Origin of the sequence: Evansella sp. AB-rgal1, assembly GCF_041820985.1 — a bacterium.
Taxonomy (GTDB): Bacteria; Bacillota; Bacilli; order Bacillales; family Salisediminibacteriaceae; genus Evansella.
Genome location: NZ_JBGUAU010000015.1, coordinates 120086 through 145119, shown reverse-complemented (window position 1 = coordinate 145119; position 25034 = coordinate 120086). Strand labels below are relative to the sequence as shown.

Sequence of the window (25034 nt, the reverse complement as noted above, 5' to 3'; positions counted from 1 at the left end):
TAACATTGGAGTTGTTAAAGTGACCGAACGTGTAAGAAAAAGCGAAGTTGGGTAACATTGAAGTTGTTAAAGTGACCGAACGTGTAAGAAAAGGTGAAGTTGGGTAACAATGAAGGTGTTAAAGTGACCGAACAAGGAAGAAAAGGGGAAGTTGGGTAACATTGAAGGTGTTAAAGTGACCGAACGTGGAAAAAAAGGGGAAGTTGGGTAACATTGAAGGTGTTAAAGTGACCGAACGTGGAAAAAAAGGGGAAGTTGGGTAACATTGAAGGTGTTAAAGTGACCGAACGTGTAAGAAAAAGCGAAGTTGGGTAACAATGAAGGTGTTAAAGTGACCGAACAAGGAAGAAAAAGGCGAAGTTGGGTAACAATGAAGGTGTTAAAGTGACCGAACGCAGAAGAAAAAGCGAAGTTGGGTAACAATGAAGGTGTCAAAGGATGTAATGTGAGGGAGCAAGAAAAAGGGGAGTTGGAGATCCATGATGCGTTCATGTAACGCGAGAGAGAAGAAAAAAGGGAAGATGGAGTTCCATGAACTGTCCGTGATGCCCCAACCGTATTTTCAAATGGACACTAGAGGATCTTGTGATACGCCGCCTCCGCTTTACATAATCAGCCCATAAAGCTACGCGAGCGAACAGTTGAGAGCACCGAAAAAGTAACAATCAACTTTTTCAGTGACCTCTAACAACTCACGAAGCTTTTCCTTAAAACATCAAATATTAACCTGAAAGGGGTAACCCTTCCTCTCCTACAAGCTCTCCGAATACTTTTAGCAGAATATCTCTAGTTCTTGTAATTATCGCAATATCTGTTTCTGTTGGTTCTAAGGTTATTGACTGCAAATTTGGTACGTACAACCTTCGATTAATTTCTAGCTGTATCCATGGAATGTTTCCCTTTGATCCGTGATGGCGTGTAATATATCCTCCCGCAAAAGGCTGGTTTATTGCCACTAAAGGAACTCCAACTATTTCATCAACAATCCCCCGAAAGTTTTCTTCCAGCAAATGCTTGAATCTCAGCATTAATTCAGGAGGAGCTGTTATCGTTTCTCGCAAAGTATCTCCAGTTGCTGACCCTCTGTTACCAATGCAAAACAACGGACGTTGCTCCCAACTTTGTTGCGTTTTCGATGGACCAACATCAAGCATAGAATGACAATCTATGCCTAAAATGACATTAGGATTGAGAGCCGCCGTCTCAAGTTTTGAATGATAAGGTCGGTAATACATAGCCACTAGTTGATCAATTTCAACCTTCGAAAGACCATCAGCTTTATCCCACACTTGTTTTCCCACAACAGATAACGTCTTTACAATGCCATCTGGATTAGCGGGAGGAAGATCATTAAGCTCTCTGTTTAGGTCAACTACCAAACGGGATATATTGGTATCGACGTATTCTTCCACGTTATCTTTAAAATGATAAAGATCTTTGGTCCAAGTATCACTATCCAACAATATTTCTTTTTTCGTCAACAAACACTTTCCAATTAAATTCTCTGGAAACTCTATCCCACCGTGTGGAACAGAGATTAAAATTGGTAACTTTTTTATGTGAACCATCATTCTTGTTCCAGCAAAAACATCGATAAGAGCAGTGTTCGTTGAATTAGCTCGCTTCGGTGAATTGCTTCATTTGGTGTGTAGAGACCTTTACTAGCAGGTGAAAAACCACATACAACTGGTACATCCCGAGAAACTTCTCCTGCCGCAGTAGATAATAGGCTGGATTCTGTTCCAAACGGAAGATTCCATTGGTTACTAATTTCCTTTAACTGCTTTACCACAGGATTATTCTTTTTTCGAATAAGTGGTGGTCGTTCTACAAGTTTTTCTACAAAAGCTTGCATTCCTTGAGAGTTACCTTTAAAAATGTCTGAAATTTGATCTTCCGCATCGTTTGCTGAAGCTTCATCTAGGAAAGTTACATAAATAGTTGCTCGTACACGATGTGGTAATAGAACACTATATCTTTCTGAATGAACATCTTGAATAGCTACTGTTAATTTTTTATCTTGACTACTTATTTGCTTTAACTTCTCAGCAGATTGAATGAAGAAGCTTAACACATCCGTTTGTTTTCCTGTTTTTCCAATTCGATGTGGGTCTCCCTCAACAATAATGCTATATTTCCGAGACCCACGTCGTTGTTCGGAGACTTTTCCACCGAGGAAGCCAGGTTGCATGACAATAACTTGTTTTGCCTCTTTAGCTGCTTTTCTAAATGTACTACTGCTATATCGCATACCCCGACCTTCATCAGAATAAAAGAAGACGCCAATTTTTTTCTTAGCCAATAACTTTTGATCCTTTAATGCAGAGAATGCACTTAACAACGTCGCTAAACCACCACGACTTGATGCAATCCCTTCCCCGTAAATCCATTCTTGTTCTGTTCGATATGGTATTGGAAAACCTGTACGTTCTCCAGGAATATCGATTGGTACGACGAGAAGCGTTCCGTCTTTGAAGCCGGCTTTTGATTCCCAAGTCCAAGCAGAGCCGCCGTTTGTAAATTTTTCTACTACTTGTAAACCAAGCTTTTTACATCGATCGTTTAGTCTTCTTCTTACCGTACTTAGCCCAACTGGATCTTCCGTCCAGCTTGAAATATTTGTCCATAATTTTAAGTCGGCCTCAATTTTGTCACGTTTACTCGTAATAGAATTGAATAATTCAATGGACTCTGTACTTTCTTCTTCGGTATTGGTAAGGAAGTATGGACCAAAGTATCGTTCACATGCAACATCGATAAGTTTATTCATAATGTCATTGTAGCTATAACCTATTTTTCCAGCCGCATAGACGAATGATCCATCTGAACCGAGGCTCGCCATAGAATTAACTTCTAGGATGTATGGATTCCCTTGTTTATCAATTCGGAAATCTACCCTTGCACTATCGTAACAACCTAGGGAGTTAAAGGTGTCGATCGCTAGCTGTTGAATCTTATTTGTTTCTTCTTCAGAAAGAGGGGCTGGACAAACCTTTTCTACCGTTCTGCCACTTTGATTTTTCTTATCTTCATATGTGTAGATTTGTTCTCCTTCTCCAAAAACAAGTTCAACAGGAGGCAATGCTTCTAATGTTGGGCCATTACCTAATAATGCAACGTTCACTTCTCTTCCTTCGATGTACTCTTCTACCAGAGTTGGAGAGTTGAACATGTCATAGATAGTTTGTACACCAGCTCGGAGTTCTTCTTCGTTGTGAACAATCTTTAGTCCAAATGAAACAGCTTCGTCTTTCGGTTTTACAATTAATGGATATACTAATGTATCAACCATAGGAGAATCCGGTTTGTCCAGTACAGTAAACTTAGGAGTAGGGAGTCCTCTTTGAATCAAGATCATTTTCGTTACCACTTTGTCTAACGCAAGTGCATGTGTTTCTGGACCAGATCCTACGTAAGGAACACCTAACATTTCTAATATCCCAGGAACGTGCATATACCGTCCTTTTCCTTGAATTCCATAACTTAAGTTGAAAACTAGGCCGGGCCGTTCACCGGAGATAACAGAAGGCATAAAATCTTCAAGCTTTGTAATGATATTTTTATCCCCTTCAAAGGTTTTTACCTGATGCCCTCCAGCAATTAACGCTTCTCTAATATTTTTTATGGTTTGTAATCCATATTTCTCACGATTCAACGTTCCGAATAAATTAATAACTGCTTGGCTTTCTCGATTATAGACAATAGCTATTTTCAATGGTCATTCACTACCTTTCCATAGATAGATTATTTTGGTCCTTTGGCTCTTCCATCTCTACGAGGATCTGCTACACCATAAAAGGGTTCTCCTTTTTTCAATGGTATCTGTATTCCCTGGACACACCCTAAATAAAAGCTATATGCACCACGTCTTTTTAATTCAAACCCAGTTTGTCTTAATGCATGTAAAACTTCCGGCTGATATCTGTCTTCTTCAATTAATAAAGCTCCTGAATCAGATGAATGAAATCTTGGTGCTGCAATTGCTTTATCTAATGATACTTGTTTATCAATCAAACGTGTAATTACTTGCGCAAGAGAAGTAGAAATTCGAGCACTCCCAGGACTTCCGAGTAAAAATCTTGGAGAACCGTTTTTGAATAAAAGAACTGGGGCTACGCTGCTCCACGGTCTTCCACCAGGCAGTAGATAATAGGGATGCGTCATATTTTTATACTCAAACGCACTCATGTAGTTGTTATAAAAGAAACCTAGACCATCTGCTACTGTTTTACTTCCGAATACTAGCTCAATAGACTGAGTTATTCCTACTGAATTTCCGTCCTTGTCTACAACTGATAGGTGAGTCGTTTCTCCAGAAGTAGTAGGAGGAGTATACGAATCTTTTAATGCGTATTTGTATATATCTTGAATTCTGTTCACTACTTCTTTTGCATAACCTTTGTCACTCATCATTTTGTTTACTGATTGTAAATAATAATCAGGATGTATTGGAAGGCGCTGTCTGTTAATGAGTGCAAATCGAAAGGCTAAAGCGGAAATAACTGCCCCAATAGGCTCTTCTGTATCTAACATATCAGGTTCGAATCCTTCTAGGGTATTTAGAATCTGTACGAGAACCCTTCCTGCTCCTGGGGGGGGGAATGTATGAATATCATAGCCTCTGTAGCTACTTGTTAACACTTCTCTTTCCACTGGATGAGGAATTTGATATAAATCTGCCTTTGTTAGGAGACCTCCTCTCTTTTCCATGTCTTTGACTATTTCTGTACCAATACTTCCTATATAAAAATCTTGCCAACCTGCATCTGCCATTGTTTGAAGAGTTTTAGCTAGTTCTGGTTGTTTTATTACTTTCCCTATTTCCATGGGTTCATTATTCTCAAAATAATTCCTTGCTACATTGGTATCATTTCGTAAATGTTCTGCTTCTTTTTTTATTAAACGGTGAATCAATGGGGTAACTTTAAAACCGTTAATCGCGGCTTCTATTGCTGGTTTAACTACTTCTGCAAAGGATAACTTACCATATTTATTTTGCATATATCCTAACGTAGCAGGAGTAGATGGAACCGTTGTTGATGTAATCCCTAATTTAATTGGTTTATCGGGTGTCTTTTTAGGTTGTATGTTGAAGGGTGCTCGTGAAGACCCATCTAATACGAAAACTCGGTCTTCTTCTTTTATATATACTAATGCCATGGATTGACCGCCTAGTCCAGATGCCTGTGGTTCCGTTACGCCTAAACATAAAGCTGCAGCGACTGCTGCATCTATTGCATTGCCGCCTTTTTCAAGCATCTTAACTCCTGCTTCAGTAGCTTGTTTAGATGCCGTAGAAACCATTCCATTATCATTTGTTGCAGCGGAGATTTTTTTTGCCATTTTACATCGGTACTCCAATCTTATTTTACACTTATTTGTACTGTTTTCTTACTACATATTTTATCATATGGAGATGAGGAAATGACATGTGTCGTGTGTTAGAATTAAAATTTCAGGTTGAAAATTTTGTGGAAGTATATTTTGAATGATAGTGTTACAATGATAGATAGCTTAATTAATTACTGAAAAATTTGAAAACCATTTAGGGGTGTTTGTCATGCGCTTTGAAACGAAAAATGTTCACTTTCAAGAAAAAATAGAGGCAACGGAAACAAGTAAAGCAAAGCCCATATATCAAACCTCTGCCTTTTCTTTTAAAGACTTAGATGATATGGAAGATTTCTTTCAGGGTAATAAATCGTACTTATATACGAGAATGGGAAATCCTAACACGGACGATTTAGGAAAAGGAGTTGCAGAGCTAGAAGGAGCAGAAGTTGGAGCCGCATCCTCCTCAGGTATTTCGGCAATATTAGCAGCTGTGTTAGCTGTCACTAAATCTGGTGATCATATTGTCGCAACAGAAGACCTGTACGGGGGTACATATCAACTCATGGCACGAGAGCTTCATGAATTTGGAATAGAAGTGTCATTTGCAGATTTTACTAATGAGGAATCGATAGAATCAGCAATACAAGAAAACACGGTTTTACTTTATTCGGAATCCATCACGAATCCTTTGCTGCGAGTAGAGAATATTGAAACAATGGTTTCTTTAGGAAAAAAACATGGATTAAAAACGATCATAGATAACACATTTGCTACACCATTTCTAATTAGACCATATGAACTTGGAGTAGACCTTGTTGTGCATAGCGCTACCAAGTATATTGGTGGGCATAGTGATTTATCAGCTGGTGTAATAGTAGGTGGCTCGGTGTTAATGAAGAAAGTAAAAGGGAAGATAGCAAATTTAGGTTGTAACCTTGGTCCATTCGACGGATGGCTAGGATGTCGCGGGCTTAAAACTCTAAGCTTACGAATGGAACGTCAGTGTTCCAATGCAAAAGCGTTAGCAGAAGCATTAGAAAGAAATGAAAATGTGAAAAAAGTGTTTTATCCAACGAATGCATCGGATCGTGGAAATGGTGCAATCGTCTCAATCGATTTAGCAGAGCATGTAGATGTTCATCAATTTTTTAGACAGCTAGGATGGATTAAGGTTGTACCAACACTAGCTGGGGTAGAGACATCTGTTACTTATCCTGTAGGAACATCCCATCGTTCGGTACCGGAAGAAACACGTCTAAAATTAGGAGTAACAAAATCGTTGGTGCGTATATCACTGGGTATCGAGGACAGACAAGATATTATTGAAGAGTTCGAAAAAGCCTTGGTGTTCGGGGAAGTTAAATTTTAAATAAACGTTTAATTAATTTTTTAACATAGCAGTGACTTATGCCATTGGATCAAATTGAGTATCTGTTGATATTGGAACGAAAAATATAGATTTTTTTAAGAAAAGAAGGGTCCTTCCCTTCTTTTTCTTCTATACAATGGTGTTAATTTAGATAACTTTGTTATAATGAAACATGGTAAAAGCGGAGTAAGTTGACAATACTGTTTTTAATGAAAAAATACGAAAAAGTTCCTATAAGTTGGTGAGGCATATGAACAATGAATTTGATTGGATTCGAAGTATTACTCCAATGAAGAAAAACCAACAATCTGTACAAGTTGGTATTGGTGATGATGCTGCCATTTTTGGACATGAAACTGAAATGGAAACAGTCATTGCTGTTGATACAATGGTGGAAGGCGTTCATTTTACTCGGAAAACAATGCCTATGAAGTCTATTGGTCATAAGGCATTAGCCGTTAATATTAGTGATATCGCTGCAATGGGAGGAATTCCTCTTTATTATCTAGTTTCTATCTCCATTCCAAAAGTAGGGTGGGATAGATCAGAGTTACAAACCATATATGAAGGAATGGCTGAATTAGCATCCACATGGAACATGGATTTAATCGGTGGAGATACTGTTTCTATTAAAGAATCCCTCGTTCTTAGTGTGACGGTAGTTGGGAAAGTGGAGAAAGGCAGAAGGTTACTTCGATCGAATGCCAAGCCAGGTGATGTCATATTTGTAACAGGGTCATTAGGTAGTTCTGCATACGGTCTAGATTTTTTGTTAGAAAAAGGACATGAATTACTTACTGATAATGAAGTAAGCCCATATGTAACAGCACATCAAGAGCCTCAACCCCATGTGAAGGCAGGGCGTATTTTAGCGGAATCAGGTTATCGCATTGCTTTAAATGATATTAGTGATGGGATTGCCAGTGAAGCAAAAGAAATTGCTGATGCTAGTAATGTAGGCGTAGAAATTGTCTGGGAGAAGCTACCGGTTGATCCTCTTTTGAAAAGAGGAACAGACGAGCAGCAAGAAAATTGGGTGTTATATGGTGGAGAAGATTTTAAACTTATTGGAACAATTGGTCATGAAAATTGGGAACAGTTACACTCTCTTTTTCAAAAGGAATCAGTTGATATTATTCCAATAGGAACGGTAATAGAAGAGAAAGGAAATGTAGTTTTAGTAAGAAATAACAAAGCTACAAAATTGATCAGAACAGGGTACAATCATTTGTAGCTGGAGGGTAGAGACGATGATGAAATACAAATATATAACAGATTCTCCTGAGGAAACAGCTCAGTTTTCACAAAAACTAGCATCTTTTTTACCACCTGGGAGCCTTGTTACCCTGGAAGGTGACTTAGGAGCAGGAAAAACAAGTTTCACGAAAGGACTTGCAAAAGGACTTGGGGTAACCAGAACGGTGAATAGTCCTACTTTCACGATTATCAAGGAATATGAGGGAGAAGGTGGTTTACCTTTTTATCATATGGATGCATACCGATTGGAAGATGAGTTCGAAGATTTAGGGTTAGAAGAGTATTTTGAAGGAAACGGCGTAACGGTAGTGGAGTGGCCAAGTATGATTCAGGAACAACTTCCAAAGCAACGATTAGATATAAAGATAAGTCATGCAGGAGGTACTGTTAGGAAGTTTGAGTTTACCCCACATGGCGATACATATAAATCAATATGTAAGGAGATCTTCGAATAATGAATGGGTTAGCAATTGACACTTCTACGTTTGTCATGGGAGTAGGAGTAATAAAAGATGGAATATTAGTTGGTGAATGTATCACCAACATAAATAAAAATCATTCTCTTCGACTCATGCCTGCAATCCGCAACTTGTTAGAAGAAGTAGAGATAAGTCCTAGTGAACTTGATAGAATCATTGTCTCAGAGGGGCCAGGATCATATACAGGTGTTCGTATCGGAGTAACTACGGCCAAAACACTAGCGTGGTCCTTAGGGATTCCGATTGTAGGTGTATCTAGTTTAGAGGTTCTTGCTCATAATGGAAGGTATTTCGGAGGGCTTATCTCCCCTTTTATTGATGCAAGACGAGGGCAGGTATATACAGGACTGTATCGTTGGAGTAATGGAAGAATAGAGTGTGTAAAGGAAGATCAAATTATTCAACATAGCGATTGGCTTTCCATGCTACAAAATATGGATGAGGAAGTATTATTTTTAAGCGCAGATATGGACAAGCATGAGGAAATAATAACTTCAGCTCTGAGCAAAAAAGCGGTAATTGGAAATGCTACAGAACTAGTTCCTCGTCCTGGAGAATTAGCATTTATCGGAACGCAAAAAGAGATAGAGATGGAAACACATGAATTTCATCCAAATTACATTAGGTTGGCAGAGGCAGAGACTAACTGGCTCGCTGCAAAAAGAGGAGAAGAATCTAAGAATAAAGGTGAATAGTTATGGGGACGGACGTTCAAATCAGGCTAATGCAGATAGATGATTTAGATCAGATAATGGAAGTAGAGCTTGATGCATTTACTTCTCCATGGAGCCGAGGGGCATTTATAAACGAACTAACATCAAATCAATTTGCTTATTATATTGTAGCAGTCATAGATAACCGAATTGTAGGTTATAGCGGTGTATGGGTGATCGTGGATGAGGCACATATTACGAATATTGCGGTTCATTCTTCCTGCCGTAGAAAAGGAATAGGAGAAATATTATTAAAAGGATCATTAGAATTATCGAAAACGTTAGGTGCAAAAAAAGCAACGTTAGAGGTACGTGTTTCCAATGACCCAGCTAAACGATTGTATATGAAACACGGTTTTGAAAATGGCGGTATTCGTAAAAACTATTACACGGATAACCAAGAGGATGCTCAAATTATGTGGGTGGGATTACAATGAGTCAAATTATATTAGGAATTGAAACGAGCTGTGATGAAACTTCAGCTTCCATTGTGAAAAACGGCAGGGAGATTCTTAGCAATGTCGTTTCATCACAAATTGAAAGTCATAAACGGTTTGGTGGTGTTGTGCCAGAAATAGCCTCACGTCACCATGTAGAGCAAATAACGTATATTTTAGAGCAGGCAATGGTAGAAGGGAATGTAACGTTCGATGACATAGATGCTATTGCGGTTACCGAAGGACCTGGATTAGTTGGTGCATTATTAGTAGGGGTGAATGCAGCAAAAGCATTAGCATTTGCTCATAAAAAACCATTAGTAGGTGTTCATCATATTGCTGGTCATATTTATGCCAATCACATTGTAGAGGAATTAACTTTTCCTTTATTAACACTAGTTGTTTCAGGAGGACATACAGAGCTCGTTTATATGAAGGACCATGGATCGTTTGAGGTAATCGGAGAAACGAGAGATGATGCCGTAGGAGAAGCGTACGACAAAGTTGCGAGAACCTTAGGCTTGCCGTACCCAGGAGGTCCTCATATCGACCGACTAGCACATGAAGGAGATGCGACGATACCATTACCCCGTGCTTGGTTAGAGGAAGGATCGTTCGACTTTAGTTTTAGTGGACTAAAATCAGCAGTTATTAACACCCTTCATAATGCAAAGCAAAAAGGAGAAACACTTCCTGTGGAAAACGTAGCTGCGAGTTTTCAAGAAAGTGTTATTGAAGTGTTAGTAAAGAAGACAATGGACGCAGCGGAGGAGAAAAAAGTAGACAGAATCCTTCTTGCAGGTGGAGTAGCTGCAAACAAAGGGCTTCGAAGAGAATTGACAGCAACTTGTGAAGAAAAAGGTCTTCGTCTAACAATTCCACCGCTTTCTTTATGTACAGATAACGCAGCAATGATTGCTGCTGCTGGTTCCATCATGTATGACTTAGGAAGACGTTCAGATGATCGGCTAAATGGAAGACCTGGCTTAGAATTAAAGTAAAACAGCTTGGTTTCACTAGCAACTGACTAATAATAAACCTTCTTGTCTAAACTAAGACTTGGAGGTTTTTTTGTGCTCGTGAGTTAATTAGTCAAGCAAAAGTCATGATGGGTTTATGTAAAATTAAACTTTAAATCAAAATGTAATCGCTTTATCCACAAGAATGAGAATATATGATCGTGTTAATAACATGTTTATACACACCCTGTGGATAGTGGGGAAAAACGTGTCGAATCTTGATATAGTACTATTTAAACTTGTTAACAATATAACTGTGGATAAGTGTGTGTATATGTTAATAACTATAAGAACTCCTTATATCATGAGAACAATTCTGTGGATATACCTGTGGATGGTGTGGATATGTCAGAAAATAAACGATATTTATATAATTTCATAGTTATCTTGTCTTGTTTGATGATTTTGTTATTCCCTTATTTTGTCGAAGCAAAACAAGATTCTGACAAATTAGATGAAAAAAAACATATTATTATACTTTTAGTACCTGGATTATCATTTGAAGAGCTGGATTATCTCATCAGTAATTCAAGTAATCCACAACTGTGGAAGACTGGTGTGTATTCGGCTGTTAATTTGAAGCCTGAAGGATCAACATCCTATTTAAATAATATGGTGTCTTTAGCTACTGGGAAACGTGCTGTTGGTGTGTTGGACTGGAATGCCTATGAAAAGGGTGAAATGCTAGATAAAACGCCTTTGGATAATTTATTTTTACAATGGCATGGAAAGAAAGCGAGATCTTCCCTTATCCATCCGTACTATCATTTGTTGAAATCCAAAAACGATGAGACAAGTTTTTCAGCAAATGTAGGTTGGCTGGGTCGACTACTAGAGGATGAAGGAGTATTTACGTATGTTCTAGGAAATTCTGATTCTAGAGAGGAGAAGACAAGATTTGCTTCCTTATTTGTGATGAACGAACTTGGGGAAGCAAATGGGGAAATCTCTAGTATTCTTGTGGATAACGTTTCGGAACCAGTGGGGAAAAAAACGGATCACAGAAAAATACTGGATAAGATTTTAGGAATTCAACTTGAACAAGAGAAAACACTAACAGTAATAGAATGGGGAGATCTATACAGATTTTTTGAAGAACAACCAAAAATGGATACAACTCATCAACTTTATCAATACGAGAAGACGTTAAAACGTCTCGACGATACGATCCAAGAGGCTTTTCAATTAACGGGTGCCGAATTATGGCTATTATCTCCTTATGTGAATAGCAATGCATATAAGCGGAGGAATCAGTTAGGGCCTCTTTGGATCTGGAAAGAGGATCGTACACAGAAAGAGCTCCTTTATTCTGATACAACAAGACGATTATCCCTTGTAAGCAATACAGACATTGCCATAACCCTTGCTGATTCCTTTAAAAACAGTGAACCGATTATTGCAGATAGTTTAGGACGACCACTTCAATTTGTCGATAACCAAGATGATTGGTCTGTGTCTTCTTTTCAAAGAAGATTAGAAGAAATTAACCATGTTTATTCCAAAAGAGGGGCAGTCTTATCTAGTTATGTTTCAGGATTAGTAGTGATGTTAATTGTTGTTTCTCTTATGATTTGGTTATTAGATGAGAAGGTTCGATGGAGAAGAATTGCGGAAATTTTATTATTAAGTGGGGTTTTATCTCCGTGGTTATATCTAATAACGTCACCTTGGGTTCTGCTTTTTTCTGCATTTTCCTACGTTGTAATTATCTTAGGAAGTAGTTTTCTATTAGCTGCACTACTGCGAAGATTTACAAAACATCCCTTTAGTGTTGCATGCTTCGTATTTTTTGTAACACTGACCCTAGATGTAGCATTACACTCGTACCTCATCGAGAGATCTTTTTTAAGTTATGATCCAGTGATTGGTGCAAGATATTATGGAATTGGAAACGAGTATGCAGGTGTTTTTATTGTGAGTGGAATTCTTATGATGGCTCCTTGGATAAGGCTAGAATTCATTCAAAAAAAGAGTGAACTCTTTTATAAGCTAGCACCTGTCCTTCTATTATTAGTCGTTGTACTTGGAACGTCTAAACTAGGTGCAAACGCAGGTGCAAGTTTATCTACAGGGATTATTCTCGTATTTTTAACATATCAACTGTTTCTTAAGAAAAAAAAGTGGATGATAAATGTTGCAATCATGGGGGGGATTTTTATAAGTTTACTAGCTGGATTATATGTTTTACAACGAGCACAACCGGCAAGTCATATATACGTTGCCTTTGATCAACTACTTTCAGGAGAGTTCGGAACTATCTGGAACACCATTCAACGAAAGGTTCAAATGAACTGGAAAATATTTAAGATCTCGTATTGGACACAACTTTTTATCACGAGTTATTTCTTTATTGGACTTGTGTTATGGAATAGAAAAAAAGACCAATTAAGCGATACACAAAGTTTTCTTATCTATTGTTGTATTGTAGGTTCCTTAGCGTTATTAGTTTTAAATGATTCTGGAATTGTTGCAGCGGCTACGTCGATGTTTGTAACTCTAAGTGTTTGCTATGGGTGGTCATTAGAAAAAAGAGCTAATAAAGAGGGCGCTGAAAAAGTGTAAATGCCGTACTTTTTCAGTGCCCTTAATGACTGAATTGCCTATTATTCGTCTTCTTCTAATTGAAGTTCTTCCCATTCTTCTAACCATGTTTCAATATGTTTCTTAGATGATTCTAATGCTTCGTTAATTTCCAGCGATTTTTCATGATCTTGATAAATGTCAGGGTCACATAGCTGATCTTCCCAAACAGATATTTTTTCTTCCTCTTGTTCTATTTTTTTCTCTAGATCTTCAATTTGTCTTTGCCTTTGTCGCTGTTTTTTCTTTAATTCCTTTTCCCGCTCATAATCGTTCTTTGTTTGTTTATCCCCAACATTTTGATCCTTCGCGACAGAATTAGCAGCCTTCGCTTGTTCTAGTTCTTCCCATTCTTTCTGTTCAAGTTTCTTGGCTAAATAATAGTCATAATCACCTAAATAGTTAGTCATTGCTGTGGAAGATAATTCTACGACACGTGTTGCTATTCGATTTACAAAATAACGGTCATGAGATACGAATAATAGCGTACCTGGGTATTCGATTAATGCTGATTCTAAAACTTCCTTACTATCAATATCTAAATGGTTTGTAGGCTCGTCCAAAATTAATAAGTTAGCTTTTTGCATCATCAACTTTGCTAAAGCAAGACGAGCTTTCTCTCCACCACTAAGATCAGCAACAATCTTTAAGACATCTTCTCCGCTAAAAAGGAAGTTTCCTAACACAGTTCGAATATCTTTCTCCTGTGTAAGGGGATACTCATCCCATAGCTCTTGTAATACTGTTTTGTTAGAGGTAAGCTCCGCTTGTTCCTGATCGTAGTAACCTATAGATACATTACTTCCATATTGAATAGAGCCACTAATTGGTTTTAGCTTTTGAGAAATTGACTTAATAAGTGTGGATTTCCCAATCCCATTCGGCCCTATTAAAGCAACACTTTCACCGCGTGTTAGCCTTAGTGATATATTTTTAAACAAAGTCTCGTCATCATAACCAACGCTTAGGTCATTAATGGTAAGAACATCATTTCCACTTTGTTTTTCAATTTCAAAACGAAAACTAGCAGAATTGTCGTCATCGATGGGCCGATTCATGACGGTCATTCTCTCCAACTGTTTCCGTCTACTTTGAGCTCGTTTTGTTGTGGAAGCACGAGCAATATTCCTTTGCACGAAATCTTCTAACTTTTTAATTTCACCTTGTTGCTTTTCAAACTTTTTCATTTCTATTTCTAACTGTTTGGCTTTTTCTTCTAAATACTTACTGTAATTACCAGTGAATTTTTTCGTCTGATTGAAAGAAAGCTCATACACTTGATTAACAATTCGATCTAAAAAATATCGATCATGGGAGACAACAAGAATGGAGCCGTCATATCCAGATAAATACCCTTCTAACCAAGTTAACGTATCGATATCTAAGTGGTTGGTCGGCTCATCTAAGATAAGTAAATCAGGCTTCGACAGCAATAGTTTCCCAAGAGCGAGTCTTGTTTTTTGCCCTCCGCTTAACGAGCTGACCTTTGTACTATAATCAAATTGAGAAAAATGCAATCCTGATAAAATTCCACGAATATCTGCTTCATATTGGTAGCCACCTTTATCTTTAAAGTCCATCTGAAGTTGATCATACTCTTCTAGAACTTTAGTAAAACTAGGACTTTGGGAATCACTCATCTTTTCTTCTAATCTCCGCAAGTCCTGTTCCATTTTTTTTAGGTGCCTAAAGACGGTTAGCATTTCATCCCAAATGGATCGTTCAGAAGTGAGACCGCTATCTTGGGCTAAATAGCCGACGGTTACATCTTTAGGAATAATTAAGTCTCCCGTATCGTAAGAAAGCTCTCCAGCTATGATCTTTAGTAACGTTGATTTACCTGCGCCGTTTCTACCTACTAAAGCTATTCGATCACGTGTTTGAATTTCTAGTTTTACATTTGATAATATTTTTTCAGCTCCAAACGATTTGGACAACTGTACACATTGCAATAAAATCATGAACGTTCATCCTCACTGTATAATCCATACATTTCACAAAGTAAGTGTACAGTAATCTAGACATATGTCGCAACCTAAAAGAAAGAGTTTGTACAGATTGTGAACTAATAGTACAATAGAAGAAGTGAAGGGGGCAGGTACACCATGGGTTCATTTACACACTTTAATGAGCAAGGTAGAGCAAAAATGGTGGACATTTCCGATAAAGGTGAAACTGTTCGAACTGCAGTTGCAAAAAGTAGTATAGAAGTGAATAAGAAAATATACGAAGGAATAAAAGGGGGGACTATGAAAAAAGGGGACGTGTTAGCTGTTGCGCAGGTTGCAGGTATCATGGCTGCGAAGAACACATCTCAATGGATACCAATGTGTCATCCTTTAGCCCTTTCAGGAGTTGATATTCTTTTTGATTGGGAGATAAGTGAGAAAATACACATTTTACATATAACTGTTAAGGTAAAGACAAAAGGAAGTACTGGCGTGGAAATGGAAGCATTAACTGCAGCTTCTGCTACTGCATTAACTGTTTACGATATGTGCAAAGCAGTAGACAAAGGCATGGTTATTGGAAAGACATTTTTATTAGTAAAAACTGGTGGAAAAAACGGGGATTTTAAGCGCGAGCAATAAAGGCTATTACATCATAAGGAAATCTACTTGAAGAAAAGTCTTGCTTTTATAAATAAAAATATTATATGGGTAGGAGGAAAATATATGGATGTTGATCAAACGAAGATACCGCAAGCAACAGCAAAACGGTTACCATTATATTATCGTTTTTTAGAAAGCTTACAAGCATCAGGGAAACATCGAGTTTCTTCTTCGGAGCTTAGTGATGCAGTAAAAGTAGATTCTGCTACAATCCGTAGAGACTTTTCTTACTTCGGTGCATTGGGGAAAAAAGGGTACGGGTATAATGTAAATTATTTACTAACATTCTTCCGAAAAACGTTAGACCAAGATGAAATTACGAAGGTAATTTTGGTAGGGGTAGGTAATTTAGGTACTGCTTTCTTAAATTACAATTTTACAAAGAGTAATAGCACGAGAATCGAAATGGGCTTTGATGTAGATGAAACGAAAGTAGGACAAAAAATTGGAAGCGTTCCCATTTATCATTTGGACGACATTAAAGAGAAAATAGCAAACGATGTGGAAGTGGCAATCTTGACCGTCCCAGCACACGCTGCTCAGATTATTGCGGATCAGCTTGTAGAGGCAGGGATTAAAGGTATCTTGAATTTCACACCTGCAAGATTGTCTGTTCCGGACCATGTTCGAATTCATCATATTGATTTGTCGGTAGAATTACAATCGCTTATTTACTTCTTACGTCATTATCCAATGTAATCATATTCAGAGTGTCTTATTAGGCTGATTAGTCTAATGAGACACTTTTTGTTGGTTAGTGTATAGCTTTGGATGATTTCAACACAAAGGCTTAATAGACAAGCTAGTGCATGGACCTGGCGAATTGTTATATATAAAGAGTCAACTTAAGGGCTCATAAGGACAAAATCGAGTTGAAAGTATCTGAAGTTGTCCTTATGAAGGGCTCATAAGGACAAAAACGAGTTGGAAGTATCTGGAATTATCCTTATGAAGAGCTCATAAGGACAAAACGGGTTAAAATGAGCTAAAATTGTCCTTATGAAGATTAACTAAGTATATTACCTTCTGCTGTGACATATCATCCATCATCCAGAGTTTGAGATCCGTTATTAATTCCTATGCTTTGTTACTAGACTACGTTCACAGTAGGCTGATATCATGGTATAGTAGAAGGGTATGTTTCGTGTATCGAAACAATGGATTGGTGAGGTAGGTGTTTTATTTGAGTAAAGTACCACAAAAGTGGTTAGTTGTAATAACAGTTTTACTCGGAACGTTTACAGTTATTTTAAATAATAGTATGTTAAATCCTGCTGTTCCTCATTTAATGTCCGTTTTCCAGGCAGATGCTGTTGCTACAGGATGGGTTATTACCATCTTTATGGTAACGATGGGTGTTACGATGCCTGTGACTGGGTACTTAGGTGACAAGTTTGGTAAAAAGCAATTATATATGGCAGGTCTTGCCTTATTTGTTTTAGGGTCGATTTTCGGATCTCTATCGTGGGATTTATCATCACTAATTTTCTTTCGTGGTTTACAAGGAGTAGGTGGTGGGCTGATGATGCCAACTGCGATGGCTCTAATTTTTGAGGTTTTCCCAAGAAAAGAAAGGGGATTAGCCACAGGAATATATGGAGTTGCTGCAATGATGGCACCTACGATTGGGCCCACATTAGGTGGATTTATCATAGAAATGGGAACTTGGCAGTGGTTATTTCTTTGTAATGTACCAACGGGAATTATAGGTATCCTATTTTCCTATGTATATTTAAAACAGACAGCAAAAGTAAAAGATATTTCATTTGATTCATCTGGATTTGTAACTGTTACCCTCGGTGTAGGAGCCATACTCTTTGCACTAGGTAGGGTCTCGGAGCTAGCTCATTTAAAAGAACCCATGAATGTATTTTTAATCCTATTCGGATTGGTAGCGCTCATTCTTTTTGTAAAAATAGAAAACAAAAAAGAACAGCCATTACTGGACTTGTCAATTTTCAAGATACCAGCATACGGCTACAGTGTTTGGATCTCTAGTATTAGTTCCATCAGTTTGTTTGGTGGGATATTCTTAGTTCCACTGTTACTTCAAAATGTGTACGGTTATGGAGCTATTGTGACAGGGTTAACCTTTTTACCAGCTGCATTACTTTCAGGAATATTTATGAGTATTGGTGGTAGAATGCTAGACCGACATGGGCCATCACTTATTGTTACACTAGGACTAACAATAGTTACCGTCGGAAATGTATTCTTAGGATTTCTTTCCATGGAAACAGCATTATGGATTATCGTAGCATTAAATGCTCTACGTGGTATTGGAATGGGGTTAAGTATGATGCCTTCCACAACAGCGGGAATGAACTCAATCCCAGATAAATTTATCTCTAGAGGGTCAGCTATGAATAATGTTTTACGACAAATGAGTTCAGCTTTAGGGATTGTATTTATTTCCATCTATTTTGAAGTAAGACGAGCGCAAATAATAACAACCAGTAATGTAGAGATTGATCTTGCAAGTTTACAAGCAATTAATGAAGGATTTCTTTTAATCGGAATCCTAACACTTATCTCAATTCCAACAGGGATATTGTTGGGAAGAGAGTATAATAAGCAGCAAAAACAGGACACAGCTAAGTTACAATCACAAAACAAAAACGCTTAAGCGACGATGCTTAAGCGTTTTTTCTAACACTATTTCTTATCTTTTCCTTTACCTAATGCTGAAAAATAACGGAAAGCAATCATGTAGTCGATGGCAGCTACACCAATAAGTAACAAAGTAATAAAATCCCATTCTCCAGTTCTGTTGTGTTGTTGGATGGCAAAGAAAACAAAGACAGTTGCAATTAAAAAGTACATATAACCAGTAAATCTAGCTGTTTTCATAAGAAAAGCCCTCCAATAATAGCTTGGATGTTATCCATTTCATCAATAAGTCGTTGTATGTCTTCTCCAAAAACTACTTGAACAATCATTACGAACGAATTAATACCAACATGTGCCATGATTGGAACGATGATACGCTTTGTTTTTACATAAAGGAACGCAAAAACAATACCCATAGCTAAATATACAATTAAATTTTTGAAATCCATGTGAACAACAGCAAAAATGAGTCCACTTAAAAGAGCAGCAATCCAAAAGCCATATCGTTTAAATAAACTGCCGAATATAACCATGCGGAACACGATTTCTTCCATAATAGGAACGAAAATGGCTACAACGATCATCATTAGTGGAACGGCGTTAGCCCAGCCAACAATATCCTGTGTATTTTCTGATCCTGGTTCAATTCCAAGTACATATATGTTAATGAAGTTTGCCAATATTTGAGCTCCGAAGGCCATGAATATTCCTAAAATAGACCAAAGCACCGTTTCGCTTCCACTAGCTTTATCCCTTGAAAATTCCAAGTCAGGTTCTGTTTTTAGTGTTAAAAATAGAATAACAAAGAATCCCAATGTGAATGTAATTAATACCGTAGTGCCGATAAGTTCATCGAATGTACCAGAAAATCCAAAGAACACGAGCAGAGCAGCTGTGACCGAAGTAGCGAGCTGCATAATGATAAAACTGATGAGAATAAGCCAATATCTTTTTGTCAACGTGCTATCTCCTTTGTTCAAAAATTAGTATAGTTTTTCCTACATATAAGTTAAGATATGTAACCAATGTGTCTAGTTTGTGTAATGAATCTCTATCATATATACTTTGTTGGATGTCCAAATAGAATAAAAAAATGTGCAATTGTTAATAACTTAAATCATTGTACCATAGGTGCAAGAAGATACACTAATAAAGCGATGTAGAGTTTATTTTTTTAATTCTTACAAAATATCTTTTAAAATATATGAAAAAAATTTGTTAGGAATTTTCATTAATTGTACGTATATTTTGTAGATGATAGGACGAAATTATAATGTAAATTTCTTCTAATAATTTTGTCGAAAAAATTAATAGAAAAATGATTCAAAAAGGTTGCAAAACAAAAAGCATTTGATTATTATAATAATTGTGTTAGCACTCAAGTTAACCGAGTGCTAATAATAACAAAATCAACGGCAGGATGTTATTAATGAAGATAACAAACTGCAATAAACATTTTAAAGGAGGTTGTTTTCCTTGTTAAAACCATTAGGTGATCGTATTGTTATTGAGTTAGTTGAGCAAGAAGAAAAAACAGCAAGCGGAATCGTTCTTCCTGATTCTGCAAAAGAAAAGCCACAAGAAGGTAAAGTTGTTGCTGTAGGTACTGGACGAGTTACTGAAAACGGAGAGCGCGTAGCACTTGAAGTAGAAGCTGGTAATTCCGTTATCTTCTCAAAGTATGCAGGAACTGAAGTGAAATATGAAGGTAAAGAGTATTTAATTCTTCGTGAAAGTGATGTATTAGCAATTATTGGCTAATACGGTAATGGAAACATTATATATACTACATAGGACAATAGGAGGTTGAGAAGCATGGCAAAAGAAATTAAATTCAGTGAAGACGCTCGTCGTTCAATGAAACGCGGTGTGGACGCTTTGGCTAATGCTGTAAAAGTAACACTTGGACCAAAAGGTCGTAACGTAGTTCTTGAGAAAAAATTTGGTTCTCCATTAATTACAAATGACGGTGTAACAATCGCAAAGGAAATCGAATTAGAAGATAACTTTGAAAACATGGGTGCGAAGCTTGTATCTGAAGTTGCAAGCAAAACAAACGATATCGCTGGTGACGGTACAACTACAGCGACTGTTTTAGCACAAGCGATGATTTCTGAAGGTTTAAAAAACGTAACTTCTGGTGCGAACCCAATGGGTATCCGTAAAGGGATTGAAAAGGCTACAAAAGTAGCAGTTGAAGAACTTCAAAAGATTTCTAACCCAATCGTAAGCAAAGAGTCTATTGCACAAGTTGCTGCAATCTCTGCTGCAGACGATGAAGTAGGTCAATTAATTGCAGAAGCTATGGAGCGCGTAGGTAACGATGGAGTTATCACTGTAGAAGAATCTAAAGGATTCACTACAGAGCTTGAAGTAGTAGAAGGTATGCAATTCGACCGTGGATATGCATCTCCATACATGGTAACTGATTCTGATAAAATGGAAGCAGTTCTAGAAGATCCTTATATCCTAATCACTGATAAGAAAATCGCAAGCATCCAAGAGGTACTTCCTGTGCTTGAGCAAGTTGTTCAACAAGGTCGTCCGATCCTTATCATTGCAGAAGACGTTGAAGGGGAAGCCCTTGCTACATTAGTAGTGAACAAGCTTCGTGGAACATTCAATGCAGTAGCTGTTAAAGCTCCTGGATTCGGTGACCGTCGTAAAGCAATGCTAGAAGATATTGCTACATTAACTGGTGGAGAAGTTATCACAGAAGATCTTGGTTTAGATCTTAAATCTGCAAACATTACTCAATTAGGTCGCGCTGCAAAAGTTGTTGTAACAAAAGACAACACAACAATCGTGGACGGTAATGGAGATGCAGCTGAGATTTCTAGCCGTGTAAACCAAATTAAAGCACAAGTAGAAGAATCTACTTCTGATTTTGATAAAGAAAAACTTCAAGAGCGTTTAGCGAAGCTTGCTGGTGGAGTTGCAGTAGTAAAAGTTGGTGCTGCTACAGAAACTGAATTAAAAGAGCGTAAGCTACGTATTGAAGATGCATTAAACTCTACTCGCGCTGCAGTAGAAGAAGGTATCGTTTCTGGTGGTGGTACAGCACTAGTGAATGTTATCAATGCTGTTAAAGGTCTCGAGCTTACAGGTGACGAAGCTACTGGAGCAAACATTGTTGTACGTGCGCTTGAAGAGCCAGTTCGTCAAATTGCACACAACGCAGGTCTTGAAGGATCTATCGTTGTTGAGCGTTTAAAAGGCGAAGCTGTAGGAATCGGATTCAACGCAGCAACTGGTGAGTATGTAAACATGGTTGAAGCGGGAATCGTTGACCCAACTAAGGTTACTCGTTCTGCACTTCAAAACGCAGCATCTGTTGCGGCTATGTTCTTAACTACTGAAGCTGTAGTTGCTGATCTTCCAGAGCCAGAAGGTGCTGGCGGCGGAATGCCTGACATGGGCGGAATGGGTGGAATGGGCGGCATGATGTAATCTGCCGCTAATCCCTTGATATATAAGGGTTTTGAAGTGATATGCTAACAAAATGCTAACATCAGGAAAATAAAAGAAGCTTCTCATTAGTTGATTAAAACTTTTGAGAAGCCTTTTTTAGTTCTTGTTATACACTGGCTTGATTGCAGCATTAAAGTGTACCAACTCAGATTATTTTAAATAAGATCAGTTTCCTCTCAAAATGGAAAAACCTATGGGGTAACTTTTGTATTACGTAGTGGACTAAATACTGTGTAATAAGACAAATGTGCCATGAACATACGCTAGCAACATGGTCTGCCCAATCATATTTTGAATTTCGGAGGGTTGTCCACCGCATACCATGCTTTTTTTGCATGAGAAAGCTTGTAGATTCGGTGTCTACAAGCTGAAACTGCTTAATGATCCTCTAATGATTATCTTTTTTCATCAAGGTACTCCAGGTGTTAACGTGCTTATTTGTTGTAATTCAGAACTCAAAACTCGCTGTGTTGGTAATAAGTTCCCACTGCCGTCCCTTGGCCAAATTGATATTTGAACACCGTCACTGCCTGTGATTCCAAATTGGAATTCGTATTCCTCAAAACCAGAAACAATATAGTTTTTTTGGATTTTCGTAATTGGAGCGAGGCTAAATAACTCATGCACATAGGGAGTTTTACCACCTGAAACACCCATATGGAAACCGAGAATCTCGATTACGGCAGGGTTTATGGGATCATTATTAAGGATATCAACGATAACGGTTTGAGCATTCGAGCCATTCCTTTGAATTGGACCTGTTGAGATAACTTGACCAGGAAGAGCCAATGGATCCGCCGTTAAAAATGGTGTGATTTCGGCTATCCCATCAGGATCAATCACGGCATCGCCTGTTCCAATTGGGGATGGGCCATCTGAACTTCCCCACCAGTTATTCGTAGCATCTAATCTTCGGTTTGGAATAGTGGCATTATATGAACCAGCTGCAATGTTTAGCCCAGCGACCACATTTCCTTGGATGCTGTTTAGTTTTGCACGAATATTGGTATTATCACCAGTACCAAACAAGGAATCTACTCTAATACCGTTTAAATTACTGTTGTGCAGGATGTTGCTTTCAATCTCGGTTCGATCTGTATCCCCAGCAGTGAAGATGGCATCCCCTTGTGTGTCGAGCATGATATTATTAGTGATTTTGACATTCGTTGTACCTAATAAGAAAATCGAGTTATCCATAATCATTTTGTTTCTTGAAATAATAATATCAGATGCTTGTAGAATTATACCTATCATATTAATTGAGGTAGATGCATGGGAACCTGTGAACAAATTACTCTCAATAAATAGATTTTGGACACCTGAATCTGAGTAAATACCGTTTCCGGAAGATCCTCCAGGTTGATTATTATTATGAAACACGTTTTGTTTGACTTGCGATTCTGTTAATCCGTTCGAATTTATAAAAAGACCGAAAACATTATTTTGTACTATATTATTAAACACCCAATATCCAGAAAAACCGTTGGTTGTACCGATACCTGGACCAGCGCTATTGTTTGCAATCGTGAATCCATCGACAACAACATTATCATTTACTAACTGTACGGCCCCTGAAACACCTGAACCAATTATGATGGATTCGGCTCCTGGTGAACCTGTCCTTGTCCTCGCATCAACTCCAGATTGAGCTCCGTGTAATTGAATCGTTTTATTCACGATAACTGTTTCATTATATATGCCAGGTGCAACGCGAATCGTATCAAATTCGTTGGCCGCTGTTACTGCTGCAGAAATGGTTGGAAAATCAGTCGGTACAAAAATTTCGTTTGCCATTTAATATTCCCTCCTTAGCTATAAAGTATGAAAAATTAGTAGAATTGCTTGGACGAATATATTTATATCCTTATTTTTCTCAATAGATGGACCTGAGATCCCAGGAAACCATACTTACTAGGGGAAAATAGATAACACTAAGTTATCGTTTGAAAGTTTTTTTGAACAAAGAGCTCACATGGAGTTGGTTCCATAAAAGCGGCTCACCTAATAGAAACTCTTAATCAAATTGAAAGAGTGCTAAGATTTCCAAATTAATTAAAGAGGAAATCGTAATGGAACTGTTACTTGATGAAATAGGACGTATAGGACCTATAGTAGCTTTTGGTAGACCAATTGAAAATAGTTGTAAATGGCTGTTCAAATTCTTATAACGATAGAGGACCAGATTGCTCCTAACGGTTATTTCATACCTTAACTGCCGAAGTTATTTATGAACATTTAAGCGGTATAAATGCTTTAGGCATCAGCAAATTTTGGATAAGGAAGCAGTCAAAATTCGCATATTATCTATAGTAAAAACAGATTGAAGTTTAACTAATAAGGAAATAAGCCAATGAACAGGTATGAACCAAAAGCAAGTACAACGTTTGGTAAAAGAATTGGAACCCGATGGTGTTAAGATTATTGGAAAGGGAACTGGAACCAAATATATTTATTCTCCTTAACACACTCTCACCATAGGGGCGGCATGATATAATCTGCCTCATGAACCCTAGATAGAAAAGGGTTCACCTATGATTTTTTAAAAAAATGAATGAAGCTTCCTCGTTAGTTATATAAACTATTGAGGAAGCTTCTTATTTATAGTAAATAATAAAAGACGATCCTTCCAAAGTGATAGGATTGTCTATTCTACTTCCACTGGAGGTTGATGAGATATCTATAACTGTTCTAAATAAGCTTGATGAAGCTAATATGACCCCATTTATATAATATTATTGTAAATGAATGTTCTAAAATGGTAGCTCATCATCCTCAATTGGTTTACTTCGTTTTAATTTCTTGGTATCTGAAACAAAATTTTCGTCCGAGGAATTACTCGTTATAATCTTACCGCATTTAGGACATCCAATAAATACATCATTTAAATGAAATCCTACATACCCATGTGTGCATTCTTGTATATCAAAAATATCTTCCCAATCCATCTCAAATTCGTAATCACAGTCTTTACAATATAATTCACAAGTACCAAAGTCCTCTTTTTCTTCAACTTTCTTTATGTTTTTCCTTTTTTTCTTACCCATAAAACACACTCCTCTATAAACAATTCTAGCGTGTATACTATACATTTGCTACTAAGCCTTTAGAAAATAGGCAATTGTTCAATTACTATGAAGGATTGCACTATTAAAT

General features: G+C 37.5%; 20 protein-coding genes. 12 read left to right on the top strand and 8 right to left on the bottom strand.

The genetic code is table 11. The features are described 5' to 3' along the window. Positions 1-722: 722 nt before the first annotated feature. From ACERII_RS14450 to ggt, 3 genes are read right to left on the bottom strand one after another with little or no spacing between them, the layout of a single operon-like run. Positions 723-1571, bottom strand: a complete 849-nt coding sequence (locus tag ACERII_RS14450; protein WP_373643213.1) for an N-formylglutamate amidohydrolase — start codon at positions 1569-1571, stop codon at positions 723-725. After that, entirely contained in the window at positions 1568-3715 is a 2148-nt protein-coding gene (locus tag ACERII_RS14445) for a M20/M25/M40 family metallo-hydrolase (protein ID WP_373643212.1), read from the bottom strand. Before ACERII_RS14445 ends, ACERII_RS14450 begins: the two co-directional genes overlap by 4 nt. Positions 3716-3744: 29 nt before the next feature. Further along, positions 3745-5343 (bottom strand): gamma-glutamyltransferase, encoded by a 1599-nt coding sequence (gene ggt / locus ACERII_RS14440; protein ID WP_373643211.1) that lies wholly within the window; start codon positions 5341-5343, stop codon positions 3745-3747. A 217-nt stretch (positions 5344-5560) separates the two neighbouring features. On the opposite strand from ggt, the gene ACERII_RS14435 reads away from it, so the two are divergent. From ACERII_RS14435 to ACERII_RS14405, 7 genes are all read left to right on the top strand, one after another. Beyond that, positions 5561-6703, top strand: a complete 1143-nt coding sequence (locus ACERII_RS14435) for a trans-sulfuration enzyme family protein (protein ID WP_373643209.1) — start codon at positions 5561-5563, stop codon at positions 6701-6703. Between the two features lie 250 nt (positions 6704-6953). Next, positions 6954-7937, top strand: a complete 984-nt coding sequence (thiL, locus tag ACERII_RS14430; RefSeq protein WP_373643207.1) for a thiamine-phosphate kinase — start codon at positions 6954-6956, stop codon at positions 7935-7937. A 16-nt stretch (positions 7938-7953) separates the two neighbouring features. Further along, positions 7954-8415, top strand: a complete 462-nt coding sequence (gene tsaE, locus ACERII_RS14425; protein ID WP_373643206.1) for a tRNA (adenosine(37)-N6)-threonylcarbamoyltransferase complex ATPase subunit type 1 TsaE — start codon at positions 7954-7956, stop codon at positions 8413-8415. Continuing rightward, positions 8415-9134: a tRNA (adenosine(37)-N6)-threonylcarbamoyltransferase complex dimerization subunit type 1 TsaB gene (gene tsaB, locus ACERII_RS14420; protein ID WP_373643203.1), complete on the top strand. Its 720-nt coding sequence runs from the start codon at positions 8415-8417 to the stop codon at positions 9132-9134. The genes tsaE and tsaB overlap by 1 nt, the downstream gene beginning before the upstream one ends. Positions 9135-9136: 2 nt before the next feature. After that, entirely contained in the window at positions 9137-9589 is a 453-nt protein-coding gene (gene rimI, locus ACERII_RS14415) for a ribosomal protein S18-alanine N-acetyltransferase (RefSeq protein ID WP_373643202.1), read from the top strand. After that, positions 9586-10590, top strand: coding sequence for a tRNA (adenosine(37)-N6)-threonylcarbamoyltransferase complex transferase subunit TsaD (gene tsaD / locus ACERII_RS14410; protein ID WP_373643201.1), 1005 nt, complete (start codon positions 9586-9588; stop codon positions 10588-10590). Before rimI ends, tsaD begins: the two co-directional genes overlap by 4 nt. Before the next feature lie 363 nt (positions 10591-10953). Then, positions 10954-13170 (top strand): ABC transporter permease, encoded by a 2217-nt coding sequence (locus ACERII_RS14405; protein ID WP_373643200.1) that lies wholly within the window; start codon positions 10954-10956, stop codon positions 13168-13170. Between the two features lie 41 nt (positions 13171-13211). On the opposite strand, the gene ACERII_RS14400 is transcribed toward ACERII_RS14405, so the two are convergent. After that, positions 13212-15149 carry an ABC-F family ATP-binding cassette domain-containing protein gene (locus tag ACERII_RS14400; RefSeq protein WP_373643199.1) on the bottom strand — a complete coding sequence of 646 codons (1938 nt, stop codon included), beginning with the start codon at positions 15147-15149 and terminating at the stop codon, positions 13212-13214. A gap of 144 nt (positions 15150-15293) precedes the next feature. Here ACERII_RS14400 and moaC point away from each other — a divergent pair, with 144 nt between their 5' ends. From moaC to ACERII_RS14385, 3 genes are all read left to right on the top strand, one after another. Next, positions 15294-15779, top strand: coding sequence for a cyclic pyranopterin monophosphate synthase MoaC (gene moaC, locus ACERII_RS14395; RefSeq protein WP_373643198.1), 486 nt, complete (start codon positions 15294-15296; stop codon positions 15777-15779). 84 nt (positions 15780-15863) lie between these two features. Next, positions 15864-16499: a redox-sensing transcriptional repressor Rex gene (locus tag ACERII_RS14390; protein WP_373643197.1), complete on the top strand. Its 636-nt coding sequence runs from the start codon at positions 15864-15866 to the stop codon at positions 16497-16499. 484 nt (positions 16500-16983) lie between these two features. After that, a complete protein-coding gene (locus ACERII_RS14385) occupies positions 16984-18426 on the top strand; it encodes an MDR family MFS transporter (protein ID WP_373643194.1) in 1443 nt (480 codons plus the stop codon). A 29-nt stretch (positions 18427-18455) separates the two neighbouring features. On the opposite strand, the gene ACERII_RS14380 is transcribed toward ACERII_RS14385, so the two are convergent. Both ACERII_RS14380 and ACERII_RS14375 read right to left on the bottom strand, forming a co-directional pair. Continuing rightward, positions 18456-18650 (bottom strand): YdiK family protein, encoded by a 195-nt coding sequence (locus ACERII_RS14380; RefSeq protein ID WP_373643193.1) that lies wholly within the window; start codon positions 18648-18650, stop codon positions 18456-18458. Beyond that, the gene (locus ACERII_RS14375; RefSeq protein ID WP_373643192.1) at positions 18647-19369 is read right to left on the bottom strand and encodes a CPBP family intramembrane glutamic endopeptidase; all 723 of its coding nucleotides are present in this window, start codon (positions 19367-19369) and stop codon (positions 18647-18649) included. The genes ACERII_RS14380 and ACERII_RS14375 overlap by 4 nt, the downstream gene beginning before the upstream one ends. Before the next feature lie 517 nt (positions 19370-19886). On the opposite strand from ACERII_RS14375, the gene groES reads away from it, so the two are divergent. After that, a complete protein-coding gene (gene groES / locus ACERII_RS14370; RefSeq protein WP_373643190.1) occupies positions 19887-20171 on the top strand; it encodes a co-chaperone GroES in 285 nt (94 codons plus the stop codon). A 54-nt stretch (positions 20172-20225) separates the two neighbouring features. Further along, on the top strand, positions 20226-21860 hold the full coding sequence (groL, locus tag ACERII_RS14365) for a chaperonin GroEL (RefSeq protein ID WP_373643189.1): 1635 nt from the start codon (positions 20226-20228) through the stop codon (positions 21858-21860). 429 nt (positions 21861-22289) lie between these two features. Here the strand turns inward: groL and ACERII_RS14360 are convergent, their stop codons facing one another. After that, entirely contained in the window at positions 22290-23675 is a 1386-nt protein-coding gene (locus ACERII_RS14360) for a right-handed parallel beta-helix repeat-containing protein (protein WP_373643188.1), read from the bottom strand. A 956-nt stretch (positions 23676-24631) separates the two neighbouring features. Then, complete coding sequence (locus tag ACERII_RS14355; RefSeq protein WP_373643187.1) at positions 24632-24925, bottom strand: hypothetical protein; 294 nt, start codon at positions 24923-24925, stop codon at positions 24632-24634. Between the last annotated feature and the right edge of the window lie 109 nt (positions 24926-25034).

What these genes read in the sequence shown, in the direction of transcription:
- ACERII_RS14450 (WP_373643213.1), bottom strand. Translation starts at nt 1,571, where the DNA reads ATGATGGTTCACATAAAAAAGTTACCAATTTTAATCTCTGTTCCACAC.
- ggt (WP_373643211.1), bottom strand. Translation starts at nt 5,343, where the DNA reads ATGGCAAAAAAAATCTCCGCTGCAACAAATGATAATGGAATGGTTTCT.
- ACERII_RS14435 (WP_373643209.1), top strand. Translation starts at nt 5,561, where the DNA reads ATGCGCTTTGAAACGAAAAATGTTCACTTTCAAGAAAAAATAGAGGCA.
- thiL (WP_373643207.1), top strand. Translation starts at nt 6,954, where the DNA reads ATGAACAATGAATTTGATTGGATTCGAAGTATTACTCCAATGAAGAAA.
- tsaE (WP_373643206.1), top strand. Translation starts at nt 7,954, where the DNA reads ATGATGAAATACAAATATATAACAGATTCTCCTGAGGAAACAGCTCAG.
- tsaB (WP_373643203.1), top strand. Translation starts at nt 8,415, where the DNA reads ATGAATGGGTTAGCAATTGACACTTCTACGTTTGTCATGGGAGTAGGA.
- rimI (WP_373643202.1), top strand. Translation starts at nt 9,137, where the DNA reads ATGGGGACGGACGTTCAAATCAGGCTAATGCAGATAGATGATTTAGAT.
- tsaD (WP_373643201.1), top strand. Translation starts at nt 9,586, where the DNA reads ATGAGTCAAATTATATTAGGAATTGAAACGAGCTGTGATGAAACTTCA.
- ACERII_RS14405 (WP_373643200.1), top strand. Translation starts at nt 10,954, where the DNA reads ATGTCAGAAAATAAACGATATTTATATAATTTCATAGTTATCTTGTCT.
- ACERII_RS14400 (WP_373643199.1), bottom strand. Translation starts at nt 15,149, where the DNA reads ATGATTTTATTGCAATGTGTACAGTTGTCCAAATCGTTTGGAGCTGAA.
- moaC (WP_373643198.1), top strand. Translation starts at nt 15,294, where the DNA reads ATGGGTTCATTTACACACTTTAATGAGCAAGGTAGAGCAAAAATGGTG.
- ACERII_RS14390 (WP_373643197.1), top strand. Translation starts at nt 15,864, where the DNA reads ATGGATGTTGATCAAACGAAGATACCGCAAGCAACAGCAAAACGGTTA.
- ACERII_RS14380 (WP_373643193.1), bottom strand. Translation starts at nt 18,650, where the DNA reads ATGAAAACAGCTAGATTTACTGGTTATATGTACTTTTTAATTGCAACT.
- groL (WP_373643189.1), top strand. Translation starts at nt 20,226, where the DNA reads ATGGCAAAAGAAATTAAATTCAGTGAAGACGCTCGTCGTTCAATGAAA.
- ACERII_RS14360 (WP_373643188.1), bottom strand. Translation starts at nt 23,675, where the DNA reads ATGGCAAACGAAATTTTTGTACCGACTGATTTTCCAACCATTTCTGCA.
- ACERII_RS14355 (WP_373643187.1), bottom strand. Translation starts at nt 24,925, where the DNA reads ATGGGTAAGAAAAAAAGGAAAAACATAAAGAAAGTTGAAGAAAAAGAG.